21 protein-coding genes are annotated in these 26,762 nt (G+C 42.8%); 10 read left to right on the top strand and 11 right to left on the bottom strand.

Features of this window, described 5'->3' with window-relative positions:
• Positions 1-125: 125 nt before the first annotated feature.
• The gene (gene ribBA / locus ACM0OP_RS06680; protein WP_414527616.1) at positions 126-1,898 is read left to right on the top strand and encodes a bifunctional 3,4-dihydroxy-2-butanone-4-phosphate synthase/GTP cyclohydrolase II; all 1,773 of its coding nucleotides are present in this window, start codon (positions 126-128) and stop codon (positions 1,896-1,898) included.
• A gap of 49 nt (positions 1,899-1,947) precedes the next feature.
• Here the strand turns inward: ribBA and ACM0OP_RS06675 are convergent, their stop codons facing one another.
• The 8 genes from ACM0OP_RS06675 to ACM0OP_RS06640 all read right to left on the bottom strand — a co-directional run bounded on the left by ACM0OP_RS06675 (position 1,948) and on the right by ACM0OP_RS06640 (position 7,366).
• The gene (locus ACM0OP_RS06675) at positions 1,948-2,820 is read right to left on the bottom strand and encodes a peptidoglycan recognition protein family protein (protein ID WP_414527615.1); all 873 of its coding nucleotides are present in this window, start codon (positions 2,818-2,820) and stop codon (positions 1,948-1,950) included.
• A gap of 125 nt (positions 2,821-2,945) precedes the next feature.
• Entirely contained in the window at positions 2,946-3,452 is a 507-nt protein-coding gene (locus ACM0OP_RS06670) for a YceD family protein (protein WP_414527614.1), read from the bottom strand.
• Between the two features lie 296 nt (positions 3,453-3,748).
• Complete coding sequence (locus ACM0OP_RS06665) at positions 3,749-4,270, bottom strand: Jag family protein (RefSeq protein WP_414527613.1); 522 nt, start codon at positions 4,268-4,270, stop codon at positions 3,749-3,751.
• On the bottom strand, positions 4,270-5,415 hold the full coding sequence (yidC, locus tag ACM0OP_RS06660) for a membrane protein insertase YidC (protein WP_414527612.1): 1,146 nt from the start codon (positions 5,413-5,415) through the stop codon (positions 4,270-4,272). The genes ACM0OP_RS06665 and yidC overlap by 1 nt, the downstream gene beginning before the upstream one ends.
• A gap of 280 nt (positions 5,416-5,695) precedes the next feature.
• Positions 5,696-6,088 (bottom strand): PH domain-containing protein, encoded by a 393-nt coding sequence (locus tag ACM0OP_RS06655; protein WP_414527611.1) that lies wholly within the window; start codon positions 6,086-6,088, stop codon positions 5,696-5,698.
• Complete coding sequence (gene rnpA, locus ACM0OP_RS06650) at positions 6,075-6,479, bottom strand: ribonuclease P protein component (RefSeq protein WP_414527610.1); 405 nt, start codon at positions 6,477-6,479, stop codon at positions 6,075-6,077. The genes ACM0OP_RS06655 and rnpA overlap by 14 nt, the downstream gene beginning before the upstream one ends.
• Before the next feature lie 25 nt (positions 6,480-6,504).
• Entirely contained in the window at positions 6,505-6,639 is a 135-nt protein-coding gene (gene rpmH / locus ACM0OP_RS06645; RefSeq protein ID WP_414527609.1) for a 50S ribosomal protein L34, read from the bottom strand.
• A 175-nt stretch (positions 6,640-6,814) separates the two neighbouring features.
• Complete coding sequence (locus tag ACM0OP_RS06640) at positions 6,815-7,366, bottom strand: DUF2808 domain-containing protein (RefSeq protein ID WP_414527608.1); 552 nt, start codon at positions 7,364-7,366, stop codon at positions 6,815-6,817.
• 697 nt (positions 7,367-8,063) lie between these two features.
• Between ACM0OP_RS06640 and ACM0OP_RS06635 the strand changes: the two genes are divergently transcribed.
• The 3 genes from ACM0OP_RS06635 (at position 8,064) to ACM0OP_RS06625 (ending at position 11,011) form a co-directional block, all read left to right on the top strand.
• Complete coding sequence (locus ACM0OP_RS06635; protein ID WP_414527607.1) at positions 8,064-9,233, top strand: Re/Si-specific NAD(P)(+) transhydrogenase subunit alpha; 1,170 nt, start codon at positions 8,064-8,066, stop codon at positions 9,231-9,233.
• Between the two features lie 81 nt (positions 9,234-9,314).
• On the top strand, positions 9,315-9,608 hold the full coding sequence (locus ACM0OP_RS06630) for an NAD(P) transhydrogenase subunit alpha part 2 (protein ID WP_271733442.1): 294 nt from the start codon (positions 9,315-9,317) through the stop codon (positions 9,606-9,608).
• The gene (locus ACM0OP_RS06625; RefSeq protein ID WP_414527606.1) at positions 9,605-11,011 is read left to right on the top strand and encodes an NAD(P)(+) transhydrogenase (Re/Si-specific) subunit beta; all 1,407 of its coding nucleotides are present in this window, start codon (positions 9,605-9,607) and stop codon (positions 11,009-11,011) included. Before ACM0OP_RS06630 ends, ACM0OP_RS06625 begins: the two co-directional genes overlap by 4 nt.
• A 64-nt stretch (positions 11,012-11,075) precedes the next feature.
• Here the strand turns inward: ACM0OP_RS06625 and ACM0OP_RS06620 are convergent, their stop codons facing one another.
• On the bottom strand, positions 11,076-13,277 hold the full coding sequence (locus ACM0OP_RS06620; protein ID WP_414527605.1) for an HAD-IIB family hydrolase: 2,202 nt from the start codon (positions 13,275-13,277) through the stop codon (positions 11,076-11,078).
• 608 nt (positions 13,278-13,885) lie between these two features.
• On the opposite strand from ACM0OP_RS06620, the gene ACM0OP_RS06615 reads away from it, so the two are divergent.
• Entirely contained in the window at positions 13,886-15,721 is a 1,836-nt protein-coding gene (locus ACM0OP_RS06615; RefSeq protein WP_414527604.1) for an aspartate kinase, read from the top strand.
• 431 nt (positions 15,722-16,152) lie between these two features.
• Positions 16,153-17,373, top strand: coding sequence for a tetratricopeptide repeat protein (locus ACM0OP_RS06610; protein WP_414527603.1), 1,221 nt, complete (start codon positions 16,153-16,155; stop codon positions 17,371-17,373).
• A gap of 47 nt (positions 17,374-17,420) precedes the next feature.
• On the opposite strand, the gene ACM0OP_RS06605 is transcribed toward ACM0OP_RS06610, so the two are convergent.
• Complete coding sequence (locus ACM0OP_RS06605) at positions 17,421-18,059, bottom strand: restriction endonuclease subunit R (protein WP_414527602.1); 639 nt, start codon at positions 18,057-18,059, stop codon at positions 17,421-17,423.
• Positions 18,060-18,315: 256 nt separating this feature from the next.
• Here ACM0OP_RS06605 and ACM0OP_RS06600 point away from each other — a divergent pair, with 256 nt between their 5' ends.
• Positions 18,316-19,503 (top strand): tetratricopeptide repeat protein, encoded by a 1,188-nt coding sequence (locus ACM0OP_RS06600; protein WP_414527601.1) that lies wholly within the window; start codon positions 18,316-18,318, stop codon positions 19,501-19,503.
• Positions 19,504-19,611: 108 nt separating this feature from the next.
• On the opposite strand, the gene ACM0OP_RS06595 is transcribed toward ACM0OP_RS06600, so the two are convergent.
• Positions 19,612-20,211, bottom strand: coding sequence for a Uma2 family endonuclease (locus tag ACM0OP_RS06595; protein ID WP_414527600.1), 600 nt, complete (start codon positions 20,209-20,211; stop codon positions 19,612-19,614).
• A gap of 543 nt (positions 20,212-20,754) precedes the next feature.
• Between ACM0OP_RS06595 and smc the strand changes: the two genes are divergently transcribed.
• The 3 genes from smc to ACM0OP_RS06580 all read left to right on the top strand — a co-directional run bounded on the left by smc (position 20,755) and on the right by ACM0OP_RS06580 (position 26,432).
• Entirely contained in the window at positions 20,755-24,420 is a 3,666-nt protein-coding gene (gene smc, locus ACM0OP_RS06590) for a chromosome segregation protein SMC (RefSeq protein WP_414527599.1), read from the top strand.
• Between the two features lie 58 nt (positions 24,421-24,478).
• Positions 24,479-25,462, top strand: a complete 984-nt coding sequence (locus ACM0OP_RS06585; RefSeq protein ID WP_414527598.1) for a PRC-barrel domain-containing protein — start codon at positions 24,479-24,481, stop codon at positions 25,460-25,462.
• A gap of 274 nt (positions 25,463-25,736) precedes the next feature.
• Entirely contained in the window at positions 25,737-26,432 is a 696-nt protein-coding gene (locus tag ACM0OP_RS06580; protein ID WP_414527597.1) for a TIGR04283 family arsenosugar biosynthesis glycosyltransferase, read from the top strand.
• Positions 26,433-26,762: the final 330 nt, after the last annotated feature.

The raw sequence follows: 26,762 nt of genomic DNA, 5'->3' as shown, positions 1-26,762 counted from the left end.
TCATAAGCACACTGAACTTTTTTTATTCCCACCGCACTTAGTCTAAGTCTCTGCCGCATAAACGAGCTACAATTTAAAATAAGAAATTGTAAAAAAAATTTACCTTTGGTAGCTGGAATTTTTCTGTGTCAAAGCCTAAGCCTACACAACAGCCTGAATCTACTTCCCTGAAGGGAAAAGATACCCGCACGGGTGTAAATCCCACCGTAGGGGAAAAAACTGATAGCGCTACCTCCTCAACCCCAGCCTTTAAATTTGACTCCATTGATGCTGCTTTAGCAGACTTAAAAGCGGGTCGTGTGATTGTGGTGGTAGATGATGAAAATAGAGAAAACGAAGGGGATTTAATCTGCGCTGCCCAATTTGCCACACCGGATATGATTAACTTCATGGCTGTGGAAGCTAGAGGGTTGATTTGTTTAGCCATGACTGGCGATCGCTTGGATGAATTAGACTTACCATTAATGGTGACTAACATCACCGATACTAACCAAACTGCATTCACAGTCAGTATTGATGCTGGCCCTGAATTGGGCGTTAGTACAGGTATATCCGCCGAAGACCGCGCCCGCACCATCCAAGTTACCCTCAACCCCGCCACCAAACCAACTGATTTACGTCGCCCTGGTCATATTTTCCCCCTTCGGTCTAAGACGGGAGGGGTACTCAAACGCGCCGGACATACAGAAGCAGCTGTTGATTTATCTCGATTAGCGGGACTATATCCCGCCGGGGTAATTTGTGAAATCCAAAACCCCAATGGTTCAATGGCGCGCTTACCCCAATTAGTTGAATATGCTAGCCATCACAACCTGAAAATTATTAGTATTGCCGATTTAATTAGTTATCGCCTACGGCACGATCGCCTAGTATATCGGGAAGTAGTCACAAAGTTACCCAGCCAATTTGGGCAGTTTGATATTTACGCCTACCGCCATACGCTGGATAATACAGAACACGTTGCCATTGTCAAGGGTGATCCCGCTAATTTTAAAGATGAGCCAGTCATGGTGCGGATGCACTCGGAATGTTTAACCGGTGACGCTTTGGGTTCTTTGCGTTGCGACTGTCGAATGCAGCTAACATCAGCCTTAAAAATGATTGAAGCTGCTGGTCAAGGTGTTGTGGTTTATTTGCGTCAAGAAGGGCGGGGAATTGGTTTAATCAATAAGCTCAAAGCCTATTCTTTACAAGATATGGGACTGGATACAGTGGAAGCTAACGAGCGCTTAGGATTTCCGGCTGATTTGCGTGATTATGGAATGGGCGCGCAAATGCTCATGGATTTGGGTATCAAGAAAATTCGCCTAATTACGAATAATCCGCGTAAAATTGCGGGACTCAAGGGCTATGGCTTGGAAGTCGTTGACCGCTTACCATTGTTAATTGAAGCTAACGATTACAATTCCTATTACTTGGCAACTAAAGCTCAAAAGTTAGGTCATATGTTGTTACAGACTTACTTAGTGACTGTAGCAATTAACTGGAAAGATGACCCAGAATTAGTCACTCAGCGCTATGAAAGGTTAGAGAAAATACGTGCTTTATCTAGGGAAAATCATTTATTGTTACAAGAAGAAGCCCGGCCATTAGGTTTGGCGTTGTTTACTCAACCATCTTTAACAGTACACTTGGGTTTTGATCAAGCAAATGTGGCTGATAGTAATTGGTATCAGCAAAATGGTCATCCTTACTTACAAGCCATTTTCCAAATTCTCGACCATTTAGTAACTTTACCTTATATAGAGAAGTTAGAATTTCTGATTTCTCCTGGTCATGATCCCTTGACTAACTTGCAAGTTAAACTAGACCGTCAGACTTTTGCTTTTGAGACTCTACCTTCCACAATATGCGATCGCCTAGAGACTCAGCAAATCTATAGCTTTACCAGAGAGTAGGGGAGTAGAGAGTAGGGGAGTAGAGAGTAGGGGAGTAGAGAGTAGGGAATTAATTCTGTGCTTGAAAAGCGGGAGTTAATTCCCGATAGCTATGCAGTAAACCCAAAAATTTATCCCCATCAAAACTGAGAGGATCAACTTTTTGACCAGAACGGTCTACATCTGCGTGGGTAGTAATACGATAATCTGGAACTTGACTTTGAGCAATCAACCAAGCCAGAGAATTGTATTGCAAATCTGTATAACCACTATGAGATTTGAGAAAATTATTTCCCCTTCCGTCAGGTGGTGTTTCTAAAGAAACGTGATAGGCAAAATTATTTACAGAAGATGCTAAATTAGCATTAGTAACCACAGTTTCCGTACCATTGGGACTCTCAAACACCGAATTAGCCGCCCCATAAGCACGTTTATCTGGCGGGACTAAATAAATAATCGTCCCATCTAACTTAACTAAAGCGTGATAACTAGCTTGCACACTATCATCTTCATGGGGTGTTTGAAAAAAATTAACAGCACTAGCAGCAGAACTTGCTGTTTCATGAAGGACAATAATTGCTTGATTATTTGCAGGTAAACCATTCACATCATGAGAATACCTCTGGCCATAGTTGCTGGGGTGGACTCCGGCGATTTCATAATTTGGTGAGTACCTGTTAAAAGCCTCTGTAGTTCTGTATCTCCCAGAATTTGGCGTTGTAGTGACTGAAGCAGGAGGTACATCTTCAGAATCTTCTTCCTCTGGGCTATTCGCTGATTGTAATTCTGCTTGTGGGTATTGACTCCAATCAAGAGTAATATCAGCAACTTCTGCATCAGAGGTTATTTTAGTTTGTATCCTTCCCAGAGACAACACAATCATCAATGTGGTCAACATCAGGGAAATTAGTAATATTCTAGTAGCCCATTCTGTAAACTTCATTTTATAGCTGGGGACTGGGGACTGGGGACTGGGTTAATAGCCCAATGGTGTCTCTGTTTTCTTTCTCTCAGTTACCCATACTCTAAATATTCTTGGCGTTCTGAGGGGTTAAATAAATCCAGATATTATCCTGGTAATTTTTTCTTCAAAGCTTCTAAAGAAGCCCAACGACTATCAACCGGCTCACCCGAAGCATCAGCATCATCGGCCAAAATACCGGGACAATTCAGGTTACAAAGTTGGCGTTGAGGTAATGCTAAACACATTTGCTCATACAACCACTCACTAGGGTAAAAATAACCATCAGGCGATAGAGTTTCTACTAAATCCTCCATCACAACTTCCCTTTCTAATGGCAAATCCTGGATTTGATCCGCAGTTGCATCCAACCAGATAACTTCTTTGGTATTCACCATCAAACGATGATTATATTGTTGCAAACAACGGTTACAAGTACAAGTAACAATTGTTTCTGCTTGACCAGAAACTTCTAAATAATTACCATGATGTTCAAACCGTAAGCGTCCGCGTACAGGTGTCAAAGTTTCCAGACCAGGTAGAAACTCTTTAACTGGAATTTCCTCTGTCCGCTCCAGTGCTTTGGTGAGCTGCGGAATAAAAATTGCGTCCATAGGATTTCGATATAATCATGAAAATTGGGGTTTTAATAGCAGCATAGTTGCTGATAATACAACTTTATTTTACCGCTTCATCACAACATAAATTTTGTATTTACAGCAGTTTGCAAATGAATGTGTAGCGTTTCCTCATCATACAAGGTATATCATCGCCCCCTCATCGCTTAGGGGTAGGGAGTTGGGGGTGTTTTTTTACCTGACTACAGAGAGAAACGCTATAATACATCACCAAGATTAAGAATCATAGATAAATCCATATCTTATCTTATGGAAAACTGCTGTAACTACCGTTATTCAACTGCCATAGCTGGACCAACGACCAAATGACGGTGTGGCTCTTTACCACGGCTAAAGGTTTGCAAATCTGCAAATTCCTTTAAAAAAGAGTGGATTTGTCGGCGTTCTGCTGAACTGAGGGATTTGATTTCCACCTCTTTTCCAGAAGCACGTACCTCATCAGCTGCGGCTTCTGCCATTGCATGAATTTCCGCTTGTCTTTTGACGCGGTAGCCGTTTAACTCAATGGTGAAAGAAGCCTGTGAGTCTGGAGGTAGGCTGAGGTTTAGTACCGAATTAGCTAAATACTGAATTGCATCAAGAACAGAACCATCAGGGCCAAGTAAAACGCGGATTTCTTCCTGGGTCAGGTTTGTTTGATCAATTGTCAACCAGTAGCTATCAATTTCTGGGGAATTTTCCACTTGAAGTGGTTCAATTGCTAAATTCCCCTTGACTTCGGTAGGTATTCCTGTTAATTGCAGCAATGTTGTTAACCACTGCTGACCTCTTTGCATCGGACTGTCAACCATCATCAACCTGTAGTCTTTTTCTTAGAACTTTTTGGCTCAAATGGTAAATTTTTCTGTTCTGCTGCTGCTGTTTCTTTCTCTTGGGTGGCTACAATTTCTTGGAGTCCCTCTGGTAGAGGTTCCCTTGAAAGAACATAGGTCTGAGCGGTTTGGAAAATATTACCAATCACCATATACATCAATACCCCTGCTGGTAGGGGGAAGAACAAAAACATCCCAGAAAAGATAACTGGTGTGATTTTATTCACTGTATCTTGTTGTGGATTACCACCACTGGAGTTCTGCCCAGAAATCATTTGGCTGACATAAAGGCTAACCCCGAAAAACAGGATCATTGAGACGATATCCCAATTAATTTGTCCATCGGGAGTTGTAGCACCAACTCTACCTAAAGCTTGAATAAACAAAAATCCTTTTTCTGCTGCGAGTCCAGGAATGGAGCCTTGAATTGTCACATCTCCTGGTTCTAGGGCTTCGATGTTGCCTTCAGCATCTATTTTGATCCTTTCTTCTCCTTTAGTAATTTTCCATTCTGGCAGCAGGTTATTTTCTGGATGTTCTGCTAAAATCGCCTGAAATGGTTTGCCTTCTAGGGTCTGATATTGGATCTTAGTTTTTTCTCCTACGGCTAATTTGTTACCGCCGGGAAGAATAGCTGTGACACGAGTGTGTTCTCCATCAGCAATGTAGATGTTTTGCGGAGCGGTCGCAAAAGATTGGGGCTGAATGCGTTCAATTTGTTCTGAGGGCAATATTTGCAAGTTAACGTTGTAGTTAACACCTGCAAAGGGCGACCCCCGCAAGGTAGCAAACAGCGCTAATAATACTGGCATTTGCAGCAATAGGGGCAAACAGCCTGCTAATGGGTTGCCAAATTCTTTTTGGACATTTACCATTTCCTCTTGCTGTTTTTGCGGATTATCCTTGTACCGCTCTTTAATTTCTGCCATCCGCTTCTGCATGAGAGGTTGTACAATTCGCATTTTCCGCATATTACGAATTGAACCAGCACTCAGGGGATAGAGCGCGAAGCGGATTATCAATGTCAAGGCAACGATGGCCAATCCATAGCTAGGCACAATTCCATAGAAAAAATCTATGATTGGCAGCATCACGTTGTTTGAAAGAAACCCGATACCAAAATCCATTATTCTGAACTTAACCTGAGCTACTGTAAACTGATCTGAATCTAATTTATCTAAATCATGATTCCTATATAACTATCCTACGCTACGGATAGCCGCACATTTTGGGAATTGGGGATTGGGGACTGGGGATTGGTGACTGGGGATTGGGGATTGGTGACTGGTGACTGGGTATTGTGGACTAAAAATCTTTCTCCCCACACCTCCCACACTCCCCACACCTCCCACACTCCCTCTTCTTCCCCCTGCTCCCTGCTCCTCCGCCTCTTCTCCCCTGCTGATATCATTTTTTAGCAGCGCCGCTATAGAGGGGATTCCGAACTGTAACTCTTTCGTTGATGTAGTCATAAGTCTCGCGGAAGTTGGGAACAGCCCGCATTTCTAAGCGACTACCATTTCTGAGGGTTATCACCATGTCTCCCCAAAAGCCGATGCCACGGGGAACTTTAACGATTTTGACTACTTCTGAATAGATGATATCAGTGCGATCGCGTCCTCTCCAACCTCCCATAACCGAAATCCGGCGGTCGGTGATGCGGAAACGTAACCACAATGCTCTAACGATAGCGCCAACTGTAAGTGGTAGACCGACAACAGTTAGTCCAATGAATGTGTTGAGGATTAAGTCCCCAATGTGAGGACCGCCCTCGTAATAAACTTCTTCACGAATGCCCATTTAATACCTCAGCTTTTACCAACAACTCTTTTAATTCTTGCAGAAATTGTTGGCTTACGCACTCAGATTCTGCTGCTGTTGGTTTAACAACGATGACTACCCGCCAGCCTGGGGACAATTTTGGTAATAATTGATGCACCGCAGCTGTGATTTGCCGTTTAATGCGGTTACGTATTACTGCCCTTTTGCTGACTTTGGTGCTGATGGAAACGCCAAATTTTGTGCTGGTGAGGTTTTGAGCTTGGGTTGCAGTATCCAAGGAAGGCTTTTTTAAACTTGATGGCCGTAAAGCTCTCAATATGAAATGAGAACTGTGACGGCGGATTCCTTCCCGGAAAACTGCCTGAAAATCTTTTCGTGATTTTAATCGATTTGCTTTGGGCAAAGCCACATCTGTTCTTTGTGTGGGAAATTTCCTAAACGCTCAGACGATGACGACCTTTTTTTCTCCTAGCCCGGATGACGTTTCTTCCGGTTGGTGTCTGCATTCTGGCACGAAAACCAGATGTTCTTTTTCTTTTACGGCAAGTGCCGCCCAGGGTTCTCTTCATACCGTTCTCCTCTTAGGCGATTTTTATAAAAAGTTACAATCTGCTATTATACCACGATAAGGGCTAAAAGTTACTAATATAAGTAAGTCGGTGCAAAAATTTAATAGATTATTAGGAAATACGGAAGTTTTGCCGGTGCGTTGCCGGTGGGACAACACACCCTAAATATAATTGGTTAGGAGATAGCCAAAAGCCAGGTTCCCACATAACGGAGCATTGGCACATCTCCAGGAGAAAGAATCTGGCAGTTAAAATGATACATTCCCCCAAAATTTGGGGTTCGGGAATTGGATAAAACTAATTCTACACTTCCTCCTGCTGGTACGGGTTCTTCAGGAAAAATCTCTATGAGGCGGGCTTCTTTATTCCACTTGACTTCAGCCAGGGGAACTTTTTTACCTCTGACTGTAACTTCTATATTGTTGGTGTCGAAAGTTCCTTCGTAATAATCGGGGTAGCTAATGGCAAACTGAGCCGCAGCTAATTTCATTTTTTGGGCTGGTATTCTGAGCCTAAATCTTTCTGTGCTGTTAGCTTGCCCACCAAAGTCTAATCTGAATGGTAGCTGATTTTCGCTTCTAACGCCGCTAAATAATGTTAATCCTGGTAGGCCTTGGGCTTGAGTTAGTATAGGTAAACCAACTAGCAATGAGCTAGTTATGGTTAAAGCTGAAAGAAGTCTGAGAGACAATTGGCGCTGAGTACGGAAAAATCTTAATTTTTGCATAGTATGGGTTTCCTCCACCAGAAAATAGGTTTGTTGTGGAAAGTTTTGGTAACTAAACTTTACTACTGACACTGTGAGAATTGACGTTAAATGGAAATAAAAGGTGCCACTAGTGCTAACAGCTTAAGTGATGGTGTCCTGATTTTGTAGTAAATATAACTTTAAATTAAGTTAAATACTTTTAGCCCAAGTGCTAAAGTTTACAGTAAATATCAAGAGGGTTGGGATGTAATTTTGTTGCTAAATATGTATAAATGTATTTTAATATAAAAATTTTGTGATAAAAATTGATTTGTCTAATGAGCGATCGCCAATGAAGTTGAGATAAATTAATGAAAATGAGCTTGATACAAAGCAGCAATCATTAAAAAATTGCTAGGAAACTATCAAGCCCAAAAAATATGTGAACAAGGAATACTAAAATTTTGCAATCCCTAAAACAAGCTAAAGACAAAGATGCAAATTTGGTAATCAACTTAGGATTTGCAATATGTGAACCTATTTGTAAATATCAGCAAGTGTGACATCTGCAAGGGCTAAAGTGAGGCTGGGACTGGACAATTAAGAGTAGTGAAGGCAATGTTCAAGGTGAAATCTACCAGAAAAAGCCATCGCAGACAGTTACTTCCCTAAAGGTTAGGTCAGGGGAAAATGACATATTCCCCAAATAAAGAGGTATTTATCTCCAGGAGATTTCATGAAAATAGCGGTTGCTAAAGAAATTGAAGTTAGTGAAAGACGTGTAGCATTAAACCCTGACACGGTTACTCGACTGATTAAACAAGGTTTGGAAGTATGGGTAGAAGCAGGTGCGGGGGAAGGTTCCTATTTTAGCGATTCTGCATATCAAGCAGCAGGAGCCACAATTATCAGTGATACCGCTAAATTATGGGGTGAAGCAGATATTCTGTTAAAAGTTAGCCCCCCCAAACAGCGAGAAAATGGCGGCTCTGAAGTGGAGTTACTGCGGGCTGGGTCGGTATTAATCAGCTTCCTGAATCCTCTAGGAAATCCCGCGATCGCGCAGGAATTGGCAAATCGCCAAATTACAGCTTTTGGTATGGAAATGATTCCCCGGACTACTAGAGCGCAAAGTATGGATGCTTTGTCTTCCCAAGCATCACTAGCAGGTTACAAAGCTGTATTAATTGCCGCAGCTGCATTACCTAAATATTTTCCCATGTTGACTACAGCTGCGGGTACTATTGCCCCAGCTAAAGTATTTATTATGGGTGCGGGTGTGGCTGGATTGCAAGCGATCGCCACAGCTAGACGCTTGGGTGCAGTGGTAGAAGCCTTTGATATTCGTCCCGCAGTCAAAGAAGAAGTGCAGAGTTTAGGGGCGAAATTCGTCGAAGTTAAACTAGAAGAAGAAACCACCGCAGCAGGTGGTTATGCTAAAGAAATTTCCGAAGCTAGCAAACAACGGACTCAGGAAGTTGTCGCCGAACACGTAAAAAATGCCGACGTGGTAATTACTACCGCCCAAGTACCAGGGAGAAAAGCACCCAGGCTAGTCACAGAGGAAATGGTGTCACAAATGAAACCCGGTTCCGTAATTGTGGATTTAGCAGCCGATCAGGGTGGTAACTGCGCTTGTACAGAAGCCGGCAAAAATATTGTCTGGAATGGAGTCACAATTATTGGCCCCATCAACTTACCCTCATCAATGCCTATTCACGCTAGTCAGTTGTATTCTAAGAACTTGACATCCTTAATTCAGTTATTAGTTAAGGACAAAGCCTTAGCGGTAGACTTTGCTGACGATATTGTGGATGCAGCTTGTATTACCCACGGCGGGGAAATTCGCAATCAACGGGTGAAAGATGCGCTACAGGCTTTGAGTTCAGAGATTGGTACACGTTAATTAACCGCCGACAAATGCCGATAAACGCCGATCAGAGTTTATTTGTGCGGATTTGTGGTTTTAAACAGGAGTTTTTATTTCATGACGGAAGCGTTACTAGCTGCTTTGTTTGTGTTTGTTTTGGCATCTTTTATTGGCTTTGAAGTCATCAACAAAATACCCCCAACGTTACACACACCTTTAATGTCTGGTTCCAATGCTATTTCTGGAATTGCTGTCTTAGGGGCGATTGTGGCTGCTGGTGCTAAAGATACCAGTATCTCAGTAATTCTGGGCTTAATTGCTGTGGTATTAGCAACAGTTAACGTTGTCGGTGGTTTTCTGGTTACAGATCGGATGTTGCAAATGTTCAAGAAAAAGGAAGTTAAGGCGTGAGCGATTTTCTACCAACTGGGATTCAGCTAACGTACTTAGTGGCTGCATCGTTATTTATTCTGGGTTTGAAAAAACTCGGTTCCCCAGCTACAGCCCGTAATGGTAATGTGATTGCGGCTGTGGGAATGCTGCTGGCTATTGTGGCGACACTGTTAGATCAACAGGTGTTGAACTATCAAATGATTTTGGTGGGCTTGGCCATTGGCGCGGGTATTGGTGCGATCGCCGCCTACAAAGTCCAAATGACAGAAATGCCCCAAATGGTGGGCTTACTCAATGGTTTAGGTGGTGCAGCTTCCGCACTGATCGCCGTTGCCGAATTTTGGCGCTTAATCGCCGCCTCCGAACCCATACCCTTAGATGTCAACATTTCCATTTTGCTGGATGTGTTAATCGGTGGTGTCACCCTCACCGGTAGTTTTATCGCCTTCGCCAAATTGCAAGGTTTAATCAGTGGTTCCCCCATTAAATTACCCTTGCAGCAACCATTAAACCTGCTGTTGCTAATTGGTTATATAGTAGGCAGTGCTTATTTAATCATCACCCCCGATAGCTTACCCATCTTCTTTGGAGTAGTGGGAGTTTCTTTAGTATTGGGTGTCATGTTCGTTCTCCCCATTGGTGGGGGGGATATGCCTGTGGTAATTTCGCTGTTAAACTCCCTCTCTGGGATAGCAGCAGCCGCAGCCGGATTTGTGGTGATGAACAATATGTTAATTATCGCCGGCGCACTAGTGGGGGCTTCTGGCTTAATCCTCACCCAGATTATGTGTAAAGCCATGAATCGTTCCCTATTCAGCGTGCTATTTGGTGCCTTTGGTGGCGCAGTTGCTGGCGGCGCTGGCGGTGCTACAGGTGCTACAGGGGATCAAACTGTTCGCAGCATCGATGCAGAAGAAGGGGCGATGATGTTGGGTTATGCCCGTAGCGTCGTAATTGTACCCGGTTATGGTATGGCAGTTGCCCAAGCCCAGCATAGTGTGCGGGAATTGGCAGACCAGTTAGAACGCATGGGCGTGGATGTGAAGTATGCCATTCACCCAGTTGCAGGAAGAATGCCAGGACACATGAATGTCTTATTGGCTGAAGCGAATGTAGCTTATACCCAGTTGTATGACATGGATGATATCAACCCGCAATTGGAAGCTGCTGACGTAGCTTTAGTAATTGGGGCTAATGATGTAGTGAATCCCGCCGCACGTACTGATGTTAATAGTCCAATTTATGGAATGCCGATTTTGGAAGTAGATCGGGCGAAGCAAACTATTGTCATTAAGCGCGGAATGAGTACAGGGTTTGCTGGTGTAGATAACGAATTATTCTACAAAGAAAAAACCACTATGCTATTTGGTAGCGCTAAGGATATGGTTTCTAAGTTGGTTTCGGAAGTGAAGCAACTGTAACCTTTTGCAAATACCGACAGTCTAAGATCCCCATTTCTTCACGAGATTGGGGATCTTAATATTTTTAGACGGAGGTCATTTCTGCTTCCGCCTGAGATAAACTGCCAAAAAAGTCATAGCGGTCTAGGGCTTCCAAAATTCCCCAAGCATAATGCCCTTCAGCAAAGTAAATTTGTGGATAGCCACGCAACCTTTCCACTTCGGCGCTATAGTTGCCCACAATCACAGCTAAAGTATTACCAGTCAGCATAGATTCATCATTACCAGATGCACCAGCTACTAAGAATCGTTTAATTGGTAATCCCCACTTCAAAGCACAATAACGAATAGCATCACCTTTAGAAGCCCGGATGGGTAACAAATCAAGATACATATTATGGCTATAAATGGGTTTGACTTGGAGCCTACGCCGTCGCAAATGACGCATGATTTCCTTAAAGCTTAAGGATTTGGCTTCATCAATAAAGTAGCTGAGTTTAAACTTACCTTGAGATTCCGGGGGTTGCAGCCCCACTCCGGGTAGTTCCTCCATTGCTTGACGCACCGCGTCAGCGTTCCAATGGTAACTAATGTGTCTTTGCCAGTTGGCATCTGGGACTACCTGCGGCCCATAATAGATTTCACTACCGGCGGAAACAATCAGCAAATCTGGTCGGGGAAAATTCCATTCTTCCAACATCTGCAATGAACTTTCCAAGTTACGCCCAGTAGCAATTCCCACTCCCGTTGATTGGCCTTCATTATGCAATCGCTCAATGAGTTTATGTAAGGCTTCCTGGTCTCCTAGCAAAGTATTATCAATTTCACACACCAAAAAACGATCTGCGGTTGGTAAGCGGTTTTGCTCAGGAATATTCCAATCAGGTAGGTCAGTGGCTAAGGCTTTTGGTAAGGGACTCAGCAGAGATTTGACCCGTCGTTGCGGTAACTGCTGCACCTGTTCCAGATAGCGTTCTACATGACTTTGCCAAGAAAAATTGGCTCGAACTCGATCTAATCCATTTTTAGACCAAGTTTTCCATTGTTCTTTATCTGTGAGTGCGAGTCGCAGAGCATCCTGTATCTGTTTAATATCTAGAGGGTCAATCAACATCCCATTGTCGCAAACTTCCAGGATGTCTCGCGGTCCACCGTCTGATGTCGCAATAATAGGTACACCACAGGCTGTAGCTTCGATGAGAGTCAGGCCAAATGGCTCAGTTAATGCCGGATTGATAAAAACGCCCTGTGTTTTCGCCAACAATCGATATAGGTCTGCGACCTCATCAGAGCGGTGGTGTTTGGGATAGGCGACGTGTCCGTACAGGTCGTAGCGGTCGATTAACTGGAAAATTTCTGTCAGTACCTGGCGTGGTCCTGATTCCATTGTGGTGATGTCATCTCGATTACCTAAAATCAAGACTAAATTCGCTAATTCACGCAACTGGGGATCTTCACCATAAGCTTTCACCAGAGTGGCAACATTTTTCCGCACTGCTGGACGGGAAAGCGCCATAATCGTGGGCTTTTCGGGATTATTCAGGAATCTTTTTAAATCCTGATAAATTGAGGGTTCCTGCCAATTCTCCGGAGGTGCGTAAAACTCTTTGAGCGCTACCCCCGGAGGAATGACAACCATTCTATTTGGTTGATAGTGGTCGTAAATTCCGTATTGCTGCGTCACCTCTTGATTGGTACTGGCGATGACTAATGCTGCACTCGCTAGAGTCGTTTCCTCGGCTTCAATTCTGGTACTAATGTGATATGTGCTTTCAATGGTTTCCTTTTTAGTACCGTGTTCTAAAAGTCTTTGCTGTTTCACACGTCCCAGAGAGTGACCAGTATGCACCAGTGGAACACCTAACCAGCCAGCAACCCGACAACCCACATATCCAGCATCGGCGTAATGGCTATGAACGACGTGGGGTAATTTTCCTACTTGGCGCAGGTGCTTGAGTAATTCATCTGCGAAATTATCTAAATGTGGCCAGAGAACTTCTTTGCGGAGATAGCGACGTGGCCCACAGTTCAGACGAATAATTTGGGCTTTGTCACTCAGAACTTCTACAGGTTGAGCATAATCAGAACTAACTTTTGGATCATTAACTAAACGGGTTACTAAGTCTACACGTTCTACTTTTGGATTGGCTGCTAAAGCTTGAGCTAGTTCTAGAGCATATTTGATTTGTCCACCTGTATCAGCGTCTCGCCCTAATTCTAGATTTTTACCCCGAATTAAGCCATGAACGCTAACTAGTAGAATATACAACCCTGGGCTATTTGACATTTTGCATTCCTCAGTTTTACTGTATTACAGCCCGGGAACAGCGTATCGTGGACATAGCTGTTGACCGCTACAGATTATTGACACTCCTCACTCTCAAGAGATGAGGATTCTTGCTTCATTCGTCCTCCCTAGAAATTGGAATACTTGTATTCCAATTTCCCCGTTTGGATACTTCCACAAGCGTACACGGACTGCCCGACCGCGTTTGAAAAGACTTTTAATTTCTGGTTTTTACTGCCACATTTGGACAAGATTTAGGATTTATACTACCAGGGTTCGGGATTAGGAGTCGTCCGCTTGACCTACCTAGTTTTTTATTTGTGCGCTTTACCGCTAAAGCTATAATACCGCAAAAGCCGTCCTAGAAAGACGGGGCTTTAAACCCAGTTTTTTGGTAAGTATTAAACAGGACTTAATATAACAACCAACTTACTGAGATACAGTTAAATGGGATACATTGAGCCAAATATCAATTATCAAACTGATATTCTGGGTTTTTTGTTGGCACTGATTCTGATATGAATAAACTAAACAACTAGTAATACTCTCCATGGTTCCCCAAGTGGGGGAGCATTGAAGACTGTAGGCAGAATTTTAAATATAAACTTATGGCGCTCATAGTTCAAAAATACGGTGGTACATCTGTTGGTTCGGTAGAACGTATTCAAGCTGTTGCACAGCGTGTTTACAAGACTGTTAAGGCGGGTAATTCTGTGGTGGTGGTGGTTTCGGCTATGGGCAAAACTACTGATGGATTGGTAAAAATAGCTCAGGAAATTTCTCAATATCCTAACCGTCGGGAAATGGATATGTTGCTTTCTACTGGTGAGCAAGTGACGATTGCTTTGGTGAGTATGGCGTTGCAAGAAATTGGACAACCTGCGATTTCTATGACTGGGGGACAGGTAGGAATTGTGACTGAGGCTGAACATACCCGTGCGCGGATTTTGGCTATTGAAACTGAACGCCTGAATCATCATTTGTCTGAAGGTAAGGTGGTTGTGGTGGCTGGCTTTCAGGGGATATCTAGTCTCAGAGATATGGAAATTACTACTTTGGGTCGTGGTGGTTCTGATACTTCTGCTGTGGCGATCGCGGCGGCAATTGGGGCGAATTTTTGTGAAATTTATACAGATGTACCAGGGATTTTAACTACAGATCCCCGTTTGGTTCCAGAAGCGCAGTTGATGGAGGAAATTACCTGTAATGAAATGCTGGAACTAGCAAGCCTGGGAGCAAAAGTGTTACATCCCCGTGCTGTGGAAATTGCCCGGAATTATGGTATGCCTCTGGTGGTAAAATCTAGCTGGAGTGATGCTCCTGGTACTTGGGTAAGATCACCCGAACCCCAAGGGCGATCGCTGGTGAATTTAGAAATTGCTCGTCCGGTAGATAATATATATTTTGATACAGACCAAGCGAAGGTGGCACTGTTGCGCGTACCGGATAAACCAGGGGTGGCTGCTCGATTATTTGGCGAAATATCTCGGCAAAATGTAGATGTTGATTTGATTATTCAGTCTGTACATGAAGGTAATAGTAATGACATTGCTTTTACCGTGACAGCACCAATATTAAAACGGGCGGAAGCTGTAGCCTCGGCGATCGCACCAGCATTGAGAAATCAATCTCAACCTGAGTCTAATGAAGCTGAGGTGATGGTACAACAGAATATTGCCAAAGTCAGTATTGGTGGTGCTGGAATGATTGGCCGTCCAGGGGTGGCGGCGAAAATGTTCGCTACTTTGGCGGAAGCACAAGTGAATATCCAAATGATTTCCACCAGTGAAGTCAAGGTAAGCTGTGTAGTAGATGCTACAGAATGTGATCGGGCTGTAGCGGCACTGCGTCACGCTTTTGAAATTGAAGCAGACCAGGAAGCACAAGCAATTTCTGCTTTATCTTCCCCTTCTCCCCACTCCCCACTCCCCACTCCCCCGCCAGTCCGTGGTGTAGCCTTAGATATCAATCAAGCACGTCTAGCAATTCGTCAAGTTCCCGATAAACCAGGGATGGCGGCGAAGTTGTTTGGATTATTGGCACAGCACAATGTCAGTGTTGACATGATTATTCAATCACAGCGCTGCCGGATTGTTGATGGTATTCCCCGGAGAGATATTGCTTTTACTGTTTCACGCATTGATGGGGAAACTACACAAAAAATGCTGACTCAAGTGGCGGGAGAGTTAGGATGGGGTGATGTGGTGTTAGATAATGCGATCGCTAAGGTAAGTATTGTTGGTGCTGGAATGGTGGGACAACCAGGTATTGCAGCTAAAATGTTTGAGGCTTTAGCGGAACATAAAATTAATATTCAAATGATTACCACTTCAGAAATCAAAATTAGCTGTGTGGTAGCGGAAGAAGAAGGGGTGAAGGCTTTGCAAGTGATTCACGCCGCTTTTGGGTTAGCTGGGAGCGAAAAATTCGTCATTCCAGCTTAATGATTCTATAGCTGGGGATTGGGGACTGGGGACTGGGGACTGGGGACTGGGGACTGGGGACTGGGTTAAGACACCAAAAGTCTCTCGGTTTTATCTTCTTGGCGAATCTTACTACAGAATATAGACTGAGTGCTTTCAGTGTAATTACTGAGAAAACTGTTACTAATCTTGTTAGTAATCTGAAATATAGGCTAGTGGAACAATGACGCGATGATTACTATCTATCCTTAAAGGATGGTTGCGAGCGCTGCTATGCTACTTTCATCAGGTAATAATTACATCCCAAAAGTCCGCTCAGAGGCGAAATTAGCAGACGTAACAAAAGCATAAATGTCCGTCAAAAATCCACCAAAATTCTGGTGGAAATGTTACGCTTTGACTATTGGCAACGCTACCATTCTATAAGTAAAGTTTTACACAAAATAAAGCAGGTGAAAACTCATAAACTTACTCAGGAAAAACCGCATCAACCAAAACCTTGGTTAATTTTAGTCAGTCTAGTTAGTTTTATCGGGATGGTGACAGCTACTTGGCTTTTGTACTCAACAGGAAATCCAGTTAGTGAACTTAACTTTGAACAGAAATATCAGGAGGGAGTCAGACAATATCAATCCGGAAACTATGAAGCGGCCATTGAGGAGTTTACTCAGGCGATCGCCCTGGATGGAAACAATGCTTTGGCTTATAATAAACGAGGTAATGCCTTTTATCAATTAGGAGATTATCAGCAAGCTCAAGCTGATAGTAGTAAAGCCATTGAATTAAATCCTCAAAATGACAAGGCTTTTTATGATCGAGGATTTTCTTTATACGAATTAGGGCAATATAAAGAAGCAATTGCTGACTACACTAAAGCAATTGAATTAAATTCTAGTAATGCTTACGCTTATTACGGGCGTGGTTTAGCCTTGGTGCAGATAGAAGAAAATAAAGCAGCTAATGAAGACTTTAGTACAGCTATTCGTCTGCAACCGAATTATATTGAAGCATATTTACAACGAGGTATTCTCCGCCGTCGCTTGAAAATTTACCACACAGCAGGTGAGGATTTTAATGCGATAATTAATATTAATCCCGATGATGCTAGACCTTATTATCAACAAGCCTTAATTTACGTTAGCAATCATCAAAAATATGCAGCCATTAGGAAATTTACCGAAGCAATTAATAAAAATCCTAATTATGCAATAGCGTATCTCCGACGGGGAGATATGCATAGTGAATTGGGTTACAGATTGGAAGCTGCTGAAGATTACAACAAAGCTTTACAAATTAATCCTAAATGGGGTGCAGCGTATAATCATCGGGGTATTCACCGCTTGTCCTTTGGAGATTATCAGGGTGCAATTGAAGATCATACCAAAGCCATTGAAATTAATTCTCAGGATGCTGCGGCTTACAATAACCGTGGTAATGCTAATATGCAAATGGGAAATTATGAAGCTGCGGATAAAGATTATTCTCAGGCGATCGCCATTAATAATGAATATGGTTTAGCTTATTATAACCGGGGTTTAACTCGCGCCAGACAGAAAAATAGACAAGGTGCGATCGCAGATTTGCAAGCAGCTATTAAACTCTTCCGAGAAAGTGGAGAAAGAAATAGTCTACGAGATGCACAGAGAGAACTTAATTTATTATCAAATAGGTGAATATAAGAACCCCACCCCCAACCCCCTCCCCGCAAGCGAGGAGGGGGCTATGATATACAGATAGATTTGAGAATTTGCAGTAACTCAATTGCAGATTCTAAACGAGTTATATCTAGTTTTGGTAATAATTGATAAATTGGCGGATTTCCTTGCTGTATATAAACAAATTGGTAATCCATACCATTAGTAGTTAAACCCCAAACTGATGTTTGATTTTCTAAACTTGTATAAGCATAAGTGAGTAATTGCGGTAAACCTTCTAAAGCATTAATACTGCTGTTTTTAGATTCAATTACTAATATCCAAAAAGGTGTATTAACTGTCGATGCTGAAGATTTATTAACAGCTAAAATATCCATTCGCCCTTTGATGCTGGTATCTTCATCTTCGACAAAAATCTCAGCAATATTTTCTTCTAAAGTAATTTGAATACTGGATTGATAAAAGCCAGCTAAATTCATCAAGGGTGCGATAAACAGAAATTTTATTTGTCCCTCTGCAATTTTACCTGCTGCGTAATAACTGCGAAATAAATTCCGAATTTTCAACAATTCCTGTTGTTCAAATTCTGTGAGAGATTCTAGCGACAGTAATGATGTAATTGAGTCATTAAACTGTTCTTCAAATTTCAAACAGCGTTGAACATCTTGTAAACTGAGATTTCTTGCATCCAGAGTAGTAGTCATGGGTTCACTCCTGATTATCTCCCCACATTTTAATTGTATTCCTAATCTTGCACTAATCCCAATATGCTGAAGCTAAGAACTTCTTCCTTTTCTTTCTTCACTTGGCGTACTTGGCGTACTTGGCGGTATGCGCTGCGCGCACGCTACGCGAACGTTAAAAAAAACGAAATAATCCCACTTCCGTTAGTAATTGTTCTAACTTTATGGGGAATAATAAAATTAATACTTTTTGTCAAATGAAGGCAAATTTTGACGAATGGACTGGAAAACAATACTTAAAGCACAACAGACAGATTTTATCGCCAGACTAGAATCAGGTAATTTATTACGTTGTGACAAAGAAGGAAAGCATAGTGAGTTAACTGTCATCTCCGGTGAGAGGTTAAACCAATTACGGGATTTTTGTTGGGAGATGGCTGAAAAATATAAACGAACTTCTTCAAATCATATTCGTGATGTCTTCTTCAACAACATGAAGGGAAAACTGGGTGAGGAAGTTGTCAAAACGCGTTTAGGTGACTTTGTAACTGAGGTTGACTATGAAAAACGCATTGGTGGAGATAGAAAAGTTGATTTTACCTTAACTTCTGACTCATCTGTGGGTATTCAGGTTAAAGCTCGTCATGGGAATTTTGAGCAAATTCAATGGTTTATTAAGCCAGAAGAAATTCAAAAAAATGCCGTTCTGGTTTGTATTTTAATTCAAGAGGAAGTAAGTAAAGCGCAGGCTGAATATAATCTTATTTTAGCGGGTTTTTTACCAACTGAAATGATTACTGTGGCTAGCGGTAAAGCTAAAGTTCCTATAAGAATAGATGAATTGCTTTATGCTGGCGGTTTACATGGCTATTTAGATGATTTGATCTCTTCTAAATTTGATGAATATATCAAGTTGGCTGAAGAATGCTTTAATAAAGGAGATTATCAAAGTGCGATCGCTTATTGTAATCAAGCACTACAACTAAAAGCCAACAATGCTGATGCTTACAGTGGACGGGGTTCTTGTCGCTATGAATTAGGAGATAAGCAGGGTGCAATTGACGATTTTAGTCAAGCTATCAACATTGCTCCAAATTTTGCGAAGGCTTACGGGAACCGGGGTGAGACTTATTTTCAGTTAGGAGATAAGCAGAGTGCAATTGCTGATTATACGCAAGTTATTAACATTGACCCCAACAATGGTGATGCTTATAATAAACGCGGTGCTTGTCGCTATGAATTAGGAGATAAGCAGGGTGCGATTGACGATTTTAGTCAAGCTATCAACATTGCTCCAAATTTTTCTCATGCTTATACAAATAGGGGAAATGCTAGATATACATTGGGAGATAAACAGGGGGGAATTAAAGATTTTCAGATTGCCGCAAATTTAGATAAAGAATCAGGGAATGAAACATCTTATCAAGATGCTATCAAACAAATCGATTATAAACCGCCCATTTAATTAGGACTTACGCAAGAACTCTCTGAAACCCTCTTGACTTCGTGTCCTTTGTGTCCTTCGTGGTTCGTTTTTTCATAATTTTGCGTAAGTCCTGTTAATAAATAATCATTACCCTAAATCAGCTTCTACACCCAAAGCCCGCAATTGTTCAATCAACCGTTCTTTTTGTCGCCTTTCCTGTTCTGTGCGTTCCCTTTCCGCTTCCGTCGGAGTCAAAACCCAATTACCTGTACTATCATACCAACGTAACCAAGGCTGCTGAATATTATGATAACTTCCTTCCCAAACACCCAAACCTAACTCTATTTCTGGAATCCAAAAACGGGAATCTGATAAAATAACTTCCGCATAACGACCGCCATCTAATTTAAACATTTTAAATTCATATTTATAACGGTCAAAAATAGCATAATAAGGAATCCTTAAAATCTTTTCATAGACTTCCCATTTTGTCGGCGGTTTTGCCACATCTCGCAAAGTCTCGCCTAACTCTTCCTTCTCAGTTCCAGGTGAGAGTAATTCTACAATAATAAACGGACGCATTCGCTCTTGCCAAACCACATAACTCAGACGTAAATCACCATTTTTATAAAGCGGCGAAACATCCACAGCCACAAACCAATCTGGTCTTTTATACCATGTTGGATGATGGGGGTGATAATAAAGATATCTTGTCGCTAGGTTGACACTCTCCGGGAGCCAAGCCACAGAGATTCTTGGTTCAACGAGTCCACTTAGATAAGACCCCTTGCGGTATCTCACCCAGAGGTGGTTCTCTCCTCAAGCGTTAACTTTCGGTATGCCCTACCGTAGTTGGATAACTCCAAAATTTGTTTGAGTGTAAATACTGGTCGTCTAGTCTCCATGAAAATTTTACCTATTCCTGGAAAAGAGCTAGAACTATGGAATAGAACCCCATATTTTCAATTGTCAAGGTGCAGCGTAGAGCCGTTAGGCAACATCGGGTTTTTAAACAGGTTGATTACCCTTCCTGTTAAACTGATTTTAACATCAAAGCACCCTTAAGGGCGCAGCTAGCTTTCATCACCTGTCTAATAGTACGAAAAACGCAAAGATGTTGCTGTTTCTCAGGTGTTTTCAGCGTCTTTTTTATAACTCCTCCCCCCATTATCAAACCTCTGTGTCCTCTGCGCCTCTGCGGTGCGATAAAATTCTTCTACACTGTTGCGAAACCTTAATTAATTGATACACTTGTTTTTCATTAGCCATCAGCCCAGTTAAACAGCGCCTATGGTACACGTCAAGCGCGTGGAACTTACCAACTTCAAATCCTTCGGTGGTACTACCTCAGTCCCTCTACTACCGGGGTTTACTGTCATTTCTGGGCCAAATGGTTCGGGTAAATCTAATATTCTCGATGCTTTGCTGTTTTGCTTGGGACTTTCTAGTTCTAAGGGAATGCGGGCGGATAGATTACCGGATTTGGTAAATAATAATCAAACTTCTAGGGGACGGGCTTCGATTGAGGCTAGTGTGACGGTGACTTTTGATTTGTCGGGGGAGGATGTCTCACGCAGAGGCGTAGAGGCGCAAAGAGAAGAGGAGGAGGATGTCTCACGCAGAGGCGCAGAGGCGCAAAGTGAGGAAGGAAATGAAGAAATTCCCCACTCCCCACTTCCTACTCCCGACTCCCCAACTGAATGGAGTGTTACTCGGCGTTTGCGGGTGACTCATCACGGGAGTTATACGTCGAATTATTATATGAATGGTGTGGCTTGTACTCTGACGGAATTACATGAGGAGTTGAATAATCTCCGCATTTATCCAGAGGGGTATAATGTTGTGCTGCAAGGGGATGTTACTAGCATTATCTCGATGAACGCTAAGGAACGTCGGGAAATTATTGATGAGTTGGCTGGGGTTTCGGCTTACGATCGCAAGATTATCCAAGCTAAGAAAACTCTGGATGAGGTGAAGGATAAGGAAGATAGTTGTCGGATTATTGAGACGGAATTAACTACTCAGCGCGATCGCTTGTCTCAGGATCGGGCGAAGGCGGAAAAGTATCAAAAACTGCGGACGGAATTTTTAGCTAAACAGTCTTGGGAGGCGGTTCTTTCTTGGCGATCGCTTCAAGCACAACAAGAAAAATTAATTGGCGAAATTCAAGCAGGCGATCGCACTTCTACTGAATTAAATTCTCAACTCACAGCCCTCAATTCCCAAATTTCTCAGAAAAGCGCCGAATTAGAAGAACTCAATGCTCGTGTCAAGGCTTTGGGTGAAGAGGAACTTTTGGCGGTACAATCAACTCTGGCGACTCAAGAGGCGGAACGTAAACAACTCCAACGCCGACAAGCTGAGTTAAACACTGCTATTCAGGAAACTGTGAAGCAGTTGGCGCAAACTCAGCAGGAAGTTCAACAATACCAGCGTTCTTTAAAGGAATTTGCCCAAACTCAGGTTGTCGAACAGCAATCTATTCTCTCCTGTCAGCAACAACGGGATGAAGCCCAACAAGCTTTAGATGCTTCTCGCGCCGCAGCAGCAGAAATCGCCTCAGCTTCGGAAGCATGGGTACAGCAACAAACAGCATTTAACCGTCAAATTGAAGCTTTACTGCAAACTCTGGAACCCCAGCGCACTGAACAAGCCCAACTCAGGGAACGCCATCATCAGTTACAGCAATTAATTACAGAACAAACTCAGTTAATTGAGAGTTTAGAACCAGAGTTAGCCGCTAAGGAAACTGAATGTAATCGGGTGGAAACGGAGTTTAACGCTTCTAGTGAACCCATCCAAAATTTAGCCGAAAATCTCTCAGCTACAGAACAAGAATTACAAATCCAACAGGAAACCCAAAAGCGACTTCTCCAAGAACAACGGGAAAAACAACGTCAGTTGGATAAAATTGAGGCGCAAGCCCAAGCCCAACAGGAAGTACAAGGAACTCAAGCAAGTAAAGTTATATTACAATCTGGATTGCCGGGGCTTTGCGGTTTGGTTGTCCAGTTAGGTAAGGTGGATTCTCGCTATCAGTTAGCTTTGGAAATTGCTGCTGGTGGGCGTTTGGGGCATATTGTCGTGGAAGATGACAGTGTAGCCGCAGCTGGAATTGAGTTACTGAAACAAAAACGTGGTGGTAGGGCAACTTTTTTACCTTTAAATAAAGTAAAAGTTAGTAAATTTACTCAGGATGCCACGTTGCGTTATGCCAATGGTTTTGTTAACTATGCGGTGAATTTAGTCGAGTGCGATCGCCGTTATCAAGATGTCTTTAGTTATGTGTTCGGTAATACCGTAGTTTTTACAAGTATCCAACAAGCCCGGCAAAATATCGGGCTGTATCGCATTGTCACCTTAGACGGGGAATTGTTGGAAACAAGCGGCGCGATGACTGGGGGTAGTAGCAATCAGCGTTCTTCGTTGCGATTTGGGAAAGGGGAATCGGCAGAATCTCAGGAAACTGTGGCTTTAAAGAGTCGCTTGGCAGATATTGAACGAATTATAGAACGTTGTACCGAGGCGATCGCTACTTTATCCGCCAGAACCAAAGAACATACCCAAGCCCTCGCAGAAGCCAGACAGGGGCGACGAGAACAGCAGTTACAGTTGTCACAACTGCAAAAGGATATTCAGGGTTTAACGGCGCAATTAGAGGCGACGCGATCACAACTTACCCAAAACAACGAAAAAATCACCGTCGCCCAATCCCGGTTATCAGTTTTGGATCGGGAATTACCAGGACAAGAAAGTGAGTTGCAACAATTGCGACAAGCTTTAGCCGAGTTAGAAGACTCTCAAACCCCTAGTGAATGGCAAGAAATCCAAGTAACTATTAAAAGTCAAGAGCAACAATTGCAACAAAGGGAGGGAGAATTAAGGGATGCCCAGCAAAGATTAAAAAATCTGGAAATTCAGCAACAGCGATCGCAAGAGAAAATTCAAGAAGCTGAAGCGAAGATTCACCAATATCACGAACAGCAAACCAGCCAACAAAATCAACTCAACACCCTGCAAAATCAGCATTCTGAACTCAACAATCAAATCAGCGAAATCCAGGCGAATTTGAGCCAAATGGAGCAGAATCTGGGGGAGGAAAAACAAAAACGCGACGCAACAGAACAGGAAGTGCGATCGCAACTTCTCAAACAACAACAATTGCAATGGGAAATTCAAAAACTCCAAGAAACCCAAACCAAGCGACGGGAAGACTTAACAGCATTACAAAACCAACTGCGAGAAACTGGCGCAGAATTACCCAATCCTCTGCCAGAAGTCCCCGATAAAGTCGATTTAGAGGAATTGCAAAAAGAACTGAGAAGCCTAGCCAAACGCTTACAGGCGATGGAACCGGTGAATATGTTGGCTTTGGAAGAATACGAACGCACCAACAACCGTCTTCAGGAACTAACAGACAAATTACAGACCCTAGAAGCAGAACGCACCGAATTACTATTACGAATTGAAAACTTTACCACATTGCGACAACGAGCTTTTAAAGAAGCCTTCGATGCAGTTAACGAAAACTTTCAATCGATTTTCGCCATCCTTTCCGACGGTGACGGTTATTTACAACTAGAAGATCCTGAAGATATCTTTAACAGTGGACTAAATTTAGTCGCCCACCCCAAAGGTAAACCAGTACAGCGTTTAGCTTCCATGTCCGGCGGTGAAAAATCCCTCACAGCCCTAAGTTTTATCTTTGCTCTGCAACGTTACCGCCCCTCACCATTTTACGCCTTTGACGAAGTAGATATGTTTTTAGATGGAGCAAACGTCGAGCGATTAGCTAGAATGATTAAACAAGAAGCCCAACAAGCGCAATTTATAGTTGTGAGTTTGCGTCGTCCGATGATAGAATCAGCCGAGCGCACCATTGGCGTTACTCAAGCCAGAGGAGCTTACACTCAAGTTTTGGGAATTAAATTAAAATCATCCCATACATCTGCTTGAGTTTTTGTTAATAATAGTGTATAGATAAACCGGATTCGAGATCAGGACTCGGTATAGAATGACCTCTGAACAGATAATTAGGCGTTCCGACATATTAAACACCCAGGTGATTACGCGCGACAACGGCAAACGGCTCGGTGTCGTCAATCAGCTTTGGGTTGATATCGATCAAAGAGAGGTTGTGGCAATTGGTCTGCGAGACAGCCTGATCTCTATTTCGAGTTTGCCACGATATATGTACCTCAACACCGTCAACCAAATCGGTGATGTAATCCTCGTTGATAACGAAGATGCCATAGAAGACATCGAAATTGAAACCTTAAGTAACCTGATTAACTGGGAAGTAATTACAGAAACAGGCGAAGTCTTAGGTAGGGTGCGGGGCTTCAAGTTCAATGGCGAAACTGGTAAAATTCAGTCCATAGTCATCGCTTCTTTAGGATTACCCCAAATTCCCGACCAATTTCTCAGCACCTACGAATTTTCGGTGGATGAAATCGTCAGCACTGGCCCCAGTCGCTTGATTGTCTTTGAAGGAGCCGAAGAACGAGTTAACCAGTTAACAGTGGGTGTACTAGAGCGCTTAGGCATAGGTAAAGCACCGTGGGAGAGAGAAGCCGAAGAAGAATATGGCTATACTCCGCGCACCGTGTCACCAGCAAATCAACTACCCAGTGGAGTCCCATTACAACCACCCAGAACCAGAGTTCGCGCGCCCGAACCCGTAGTTGAAGAAGAATGGACAGAAGACTATGTGGAAGAAGAAATTCCCCAGCGTCAAGTCATGCGGGCGCGACAATACGAATCCATAGAATATGAAGACGACGAGGAAGACAACTGGAGTGAAGCCAGTGGTAGGGATAGATATCAAGAACCACCACCTAGATATGAACCTCAATCTTACAGCCAGCCCTACGCCGACGAATACGACGACTACGACGATGTAGAAGGCGACGCTTGGGAAGATGCACCAAAACCCGTGAACATTCCCAAAAAAGTCAAAGAAAGACAACCAGAATACGAAGAAGAAGGCGGATATTAGGATAATTCGTAGACACGGATGAGACGGATTAAGGGATTTCACAGATTTTACTTATCTTAGCAAATGAAAAAAATCAGCGTAATCAGCGTAATCCACATAATCCGCGATACGGTTTTTAGCATCTGTTGCTATCACAAATAATCTCATCCGCGCAATCCTTAAATCAGCCTTCGTAATTCGTAAACCCTCTTCCTATGATTCACGCGGAAGGGGGTATTTAATTAATTCCTCCTCCTCTCTGCGCCTCTGCGTGATATAAATTCTTAATTCAGCAGTGCATAAAAAAATTTCGATTATTATCCCCACCTTCAACGAAGCCGCAAATATTGAGAATGCGATCGCATCCACACAACCCAATACAAATGTAGAATTAATCGTAGTCGATGGTGGCTCACAAGACGACACTGTAAACATAGCTCAGTCATTAAGTGTAAAAGTTATCACATCTCTTCCTGGTCGTGCGATGCAAATGAACGCCGGTGCGATGGCTGCAACTGGCGACATCCTGCTGTTCCTTCATGCCGATACCCGCTTACCTGCTGGCTTTGATCACATGGTTCGCAGCGCCCTAAAACAGCCTCAAACAGTAGCTGGTGCTTTCGCCTTGCGAATTGATGCTGACGATTGGACATTGAGATGGGTAGAAAAAGGAGTAAACTGGCGATCGCACTTTTGGCAAATGCCCTACGGTGATCAAGCAATATTTTTAAGTACAGAAGTATTTCAGAAAATTGGCAAGTTTCCCGAATTACCGATCATGGAAGACTTTGAACTCATCCGGCGTTTAAAACGTATTAGTAAAATTACTATTATTCCTGTACCAGTTATTACTTCAGCCCGTAGATGGTTGAAAAAAGGCGTACTTCAAACTACCCTTCTAAATCAAATGGTAATTACTGCGTATTTCCTCGGTATTTCACCTGAACGCATTCGCTGCTGGTATCGTCAGGAAAAGCTGGAGAAATTTTAAACTGGTTGTCAAATCAGCTTCGTATATTAATAGCAGGTAGCGATAAAAAACTCAGGTAAATTGCATGATTCAAAAGCCCAAGTCCCTCCCCCTTTGGATACGTCCACAAGCATACACGGACTGCGCGACCGCGTTTGAAACGATTTCTGGAATTTTTGCTTTACTCCCGCATTTATACAAGATTGGGGATTTATACTACCAGGGTTCCGGATGTCTTCCACAATCTCACTGTAACACCTGTCGAAGTGACGGGGCTTTAAACCCAGTTTTTTGGTAAATTGAAATCCTGAAAATTTATCCAATTGGCTTACTACCTCTAGCTCCTTTTGA

This window comes from Nodularia chucula CCY0103 (genome assembly GCF_963923915.1).
Taxonomy (GTDB): Bacteria; Cyanobacteriota; Cyanobacteriia; order Cyanobacteriales; family Nostocaceae; genus Nodularia; species Nodularia chucula.
This window is presented reverse-complemented; position numbering and strand designations above follow the sequence as displayed.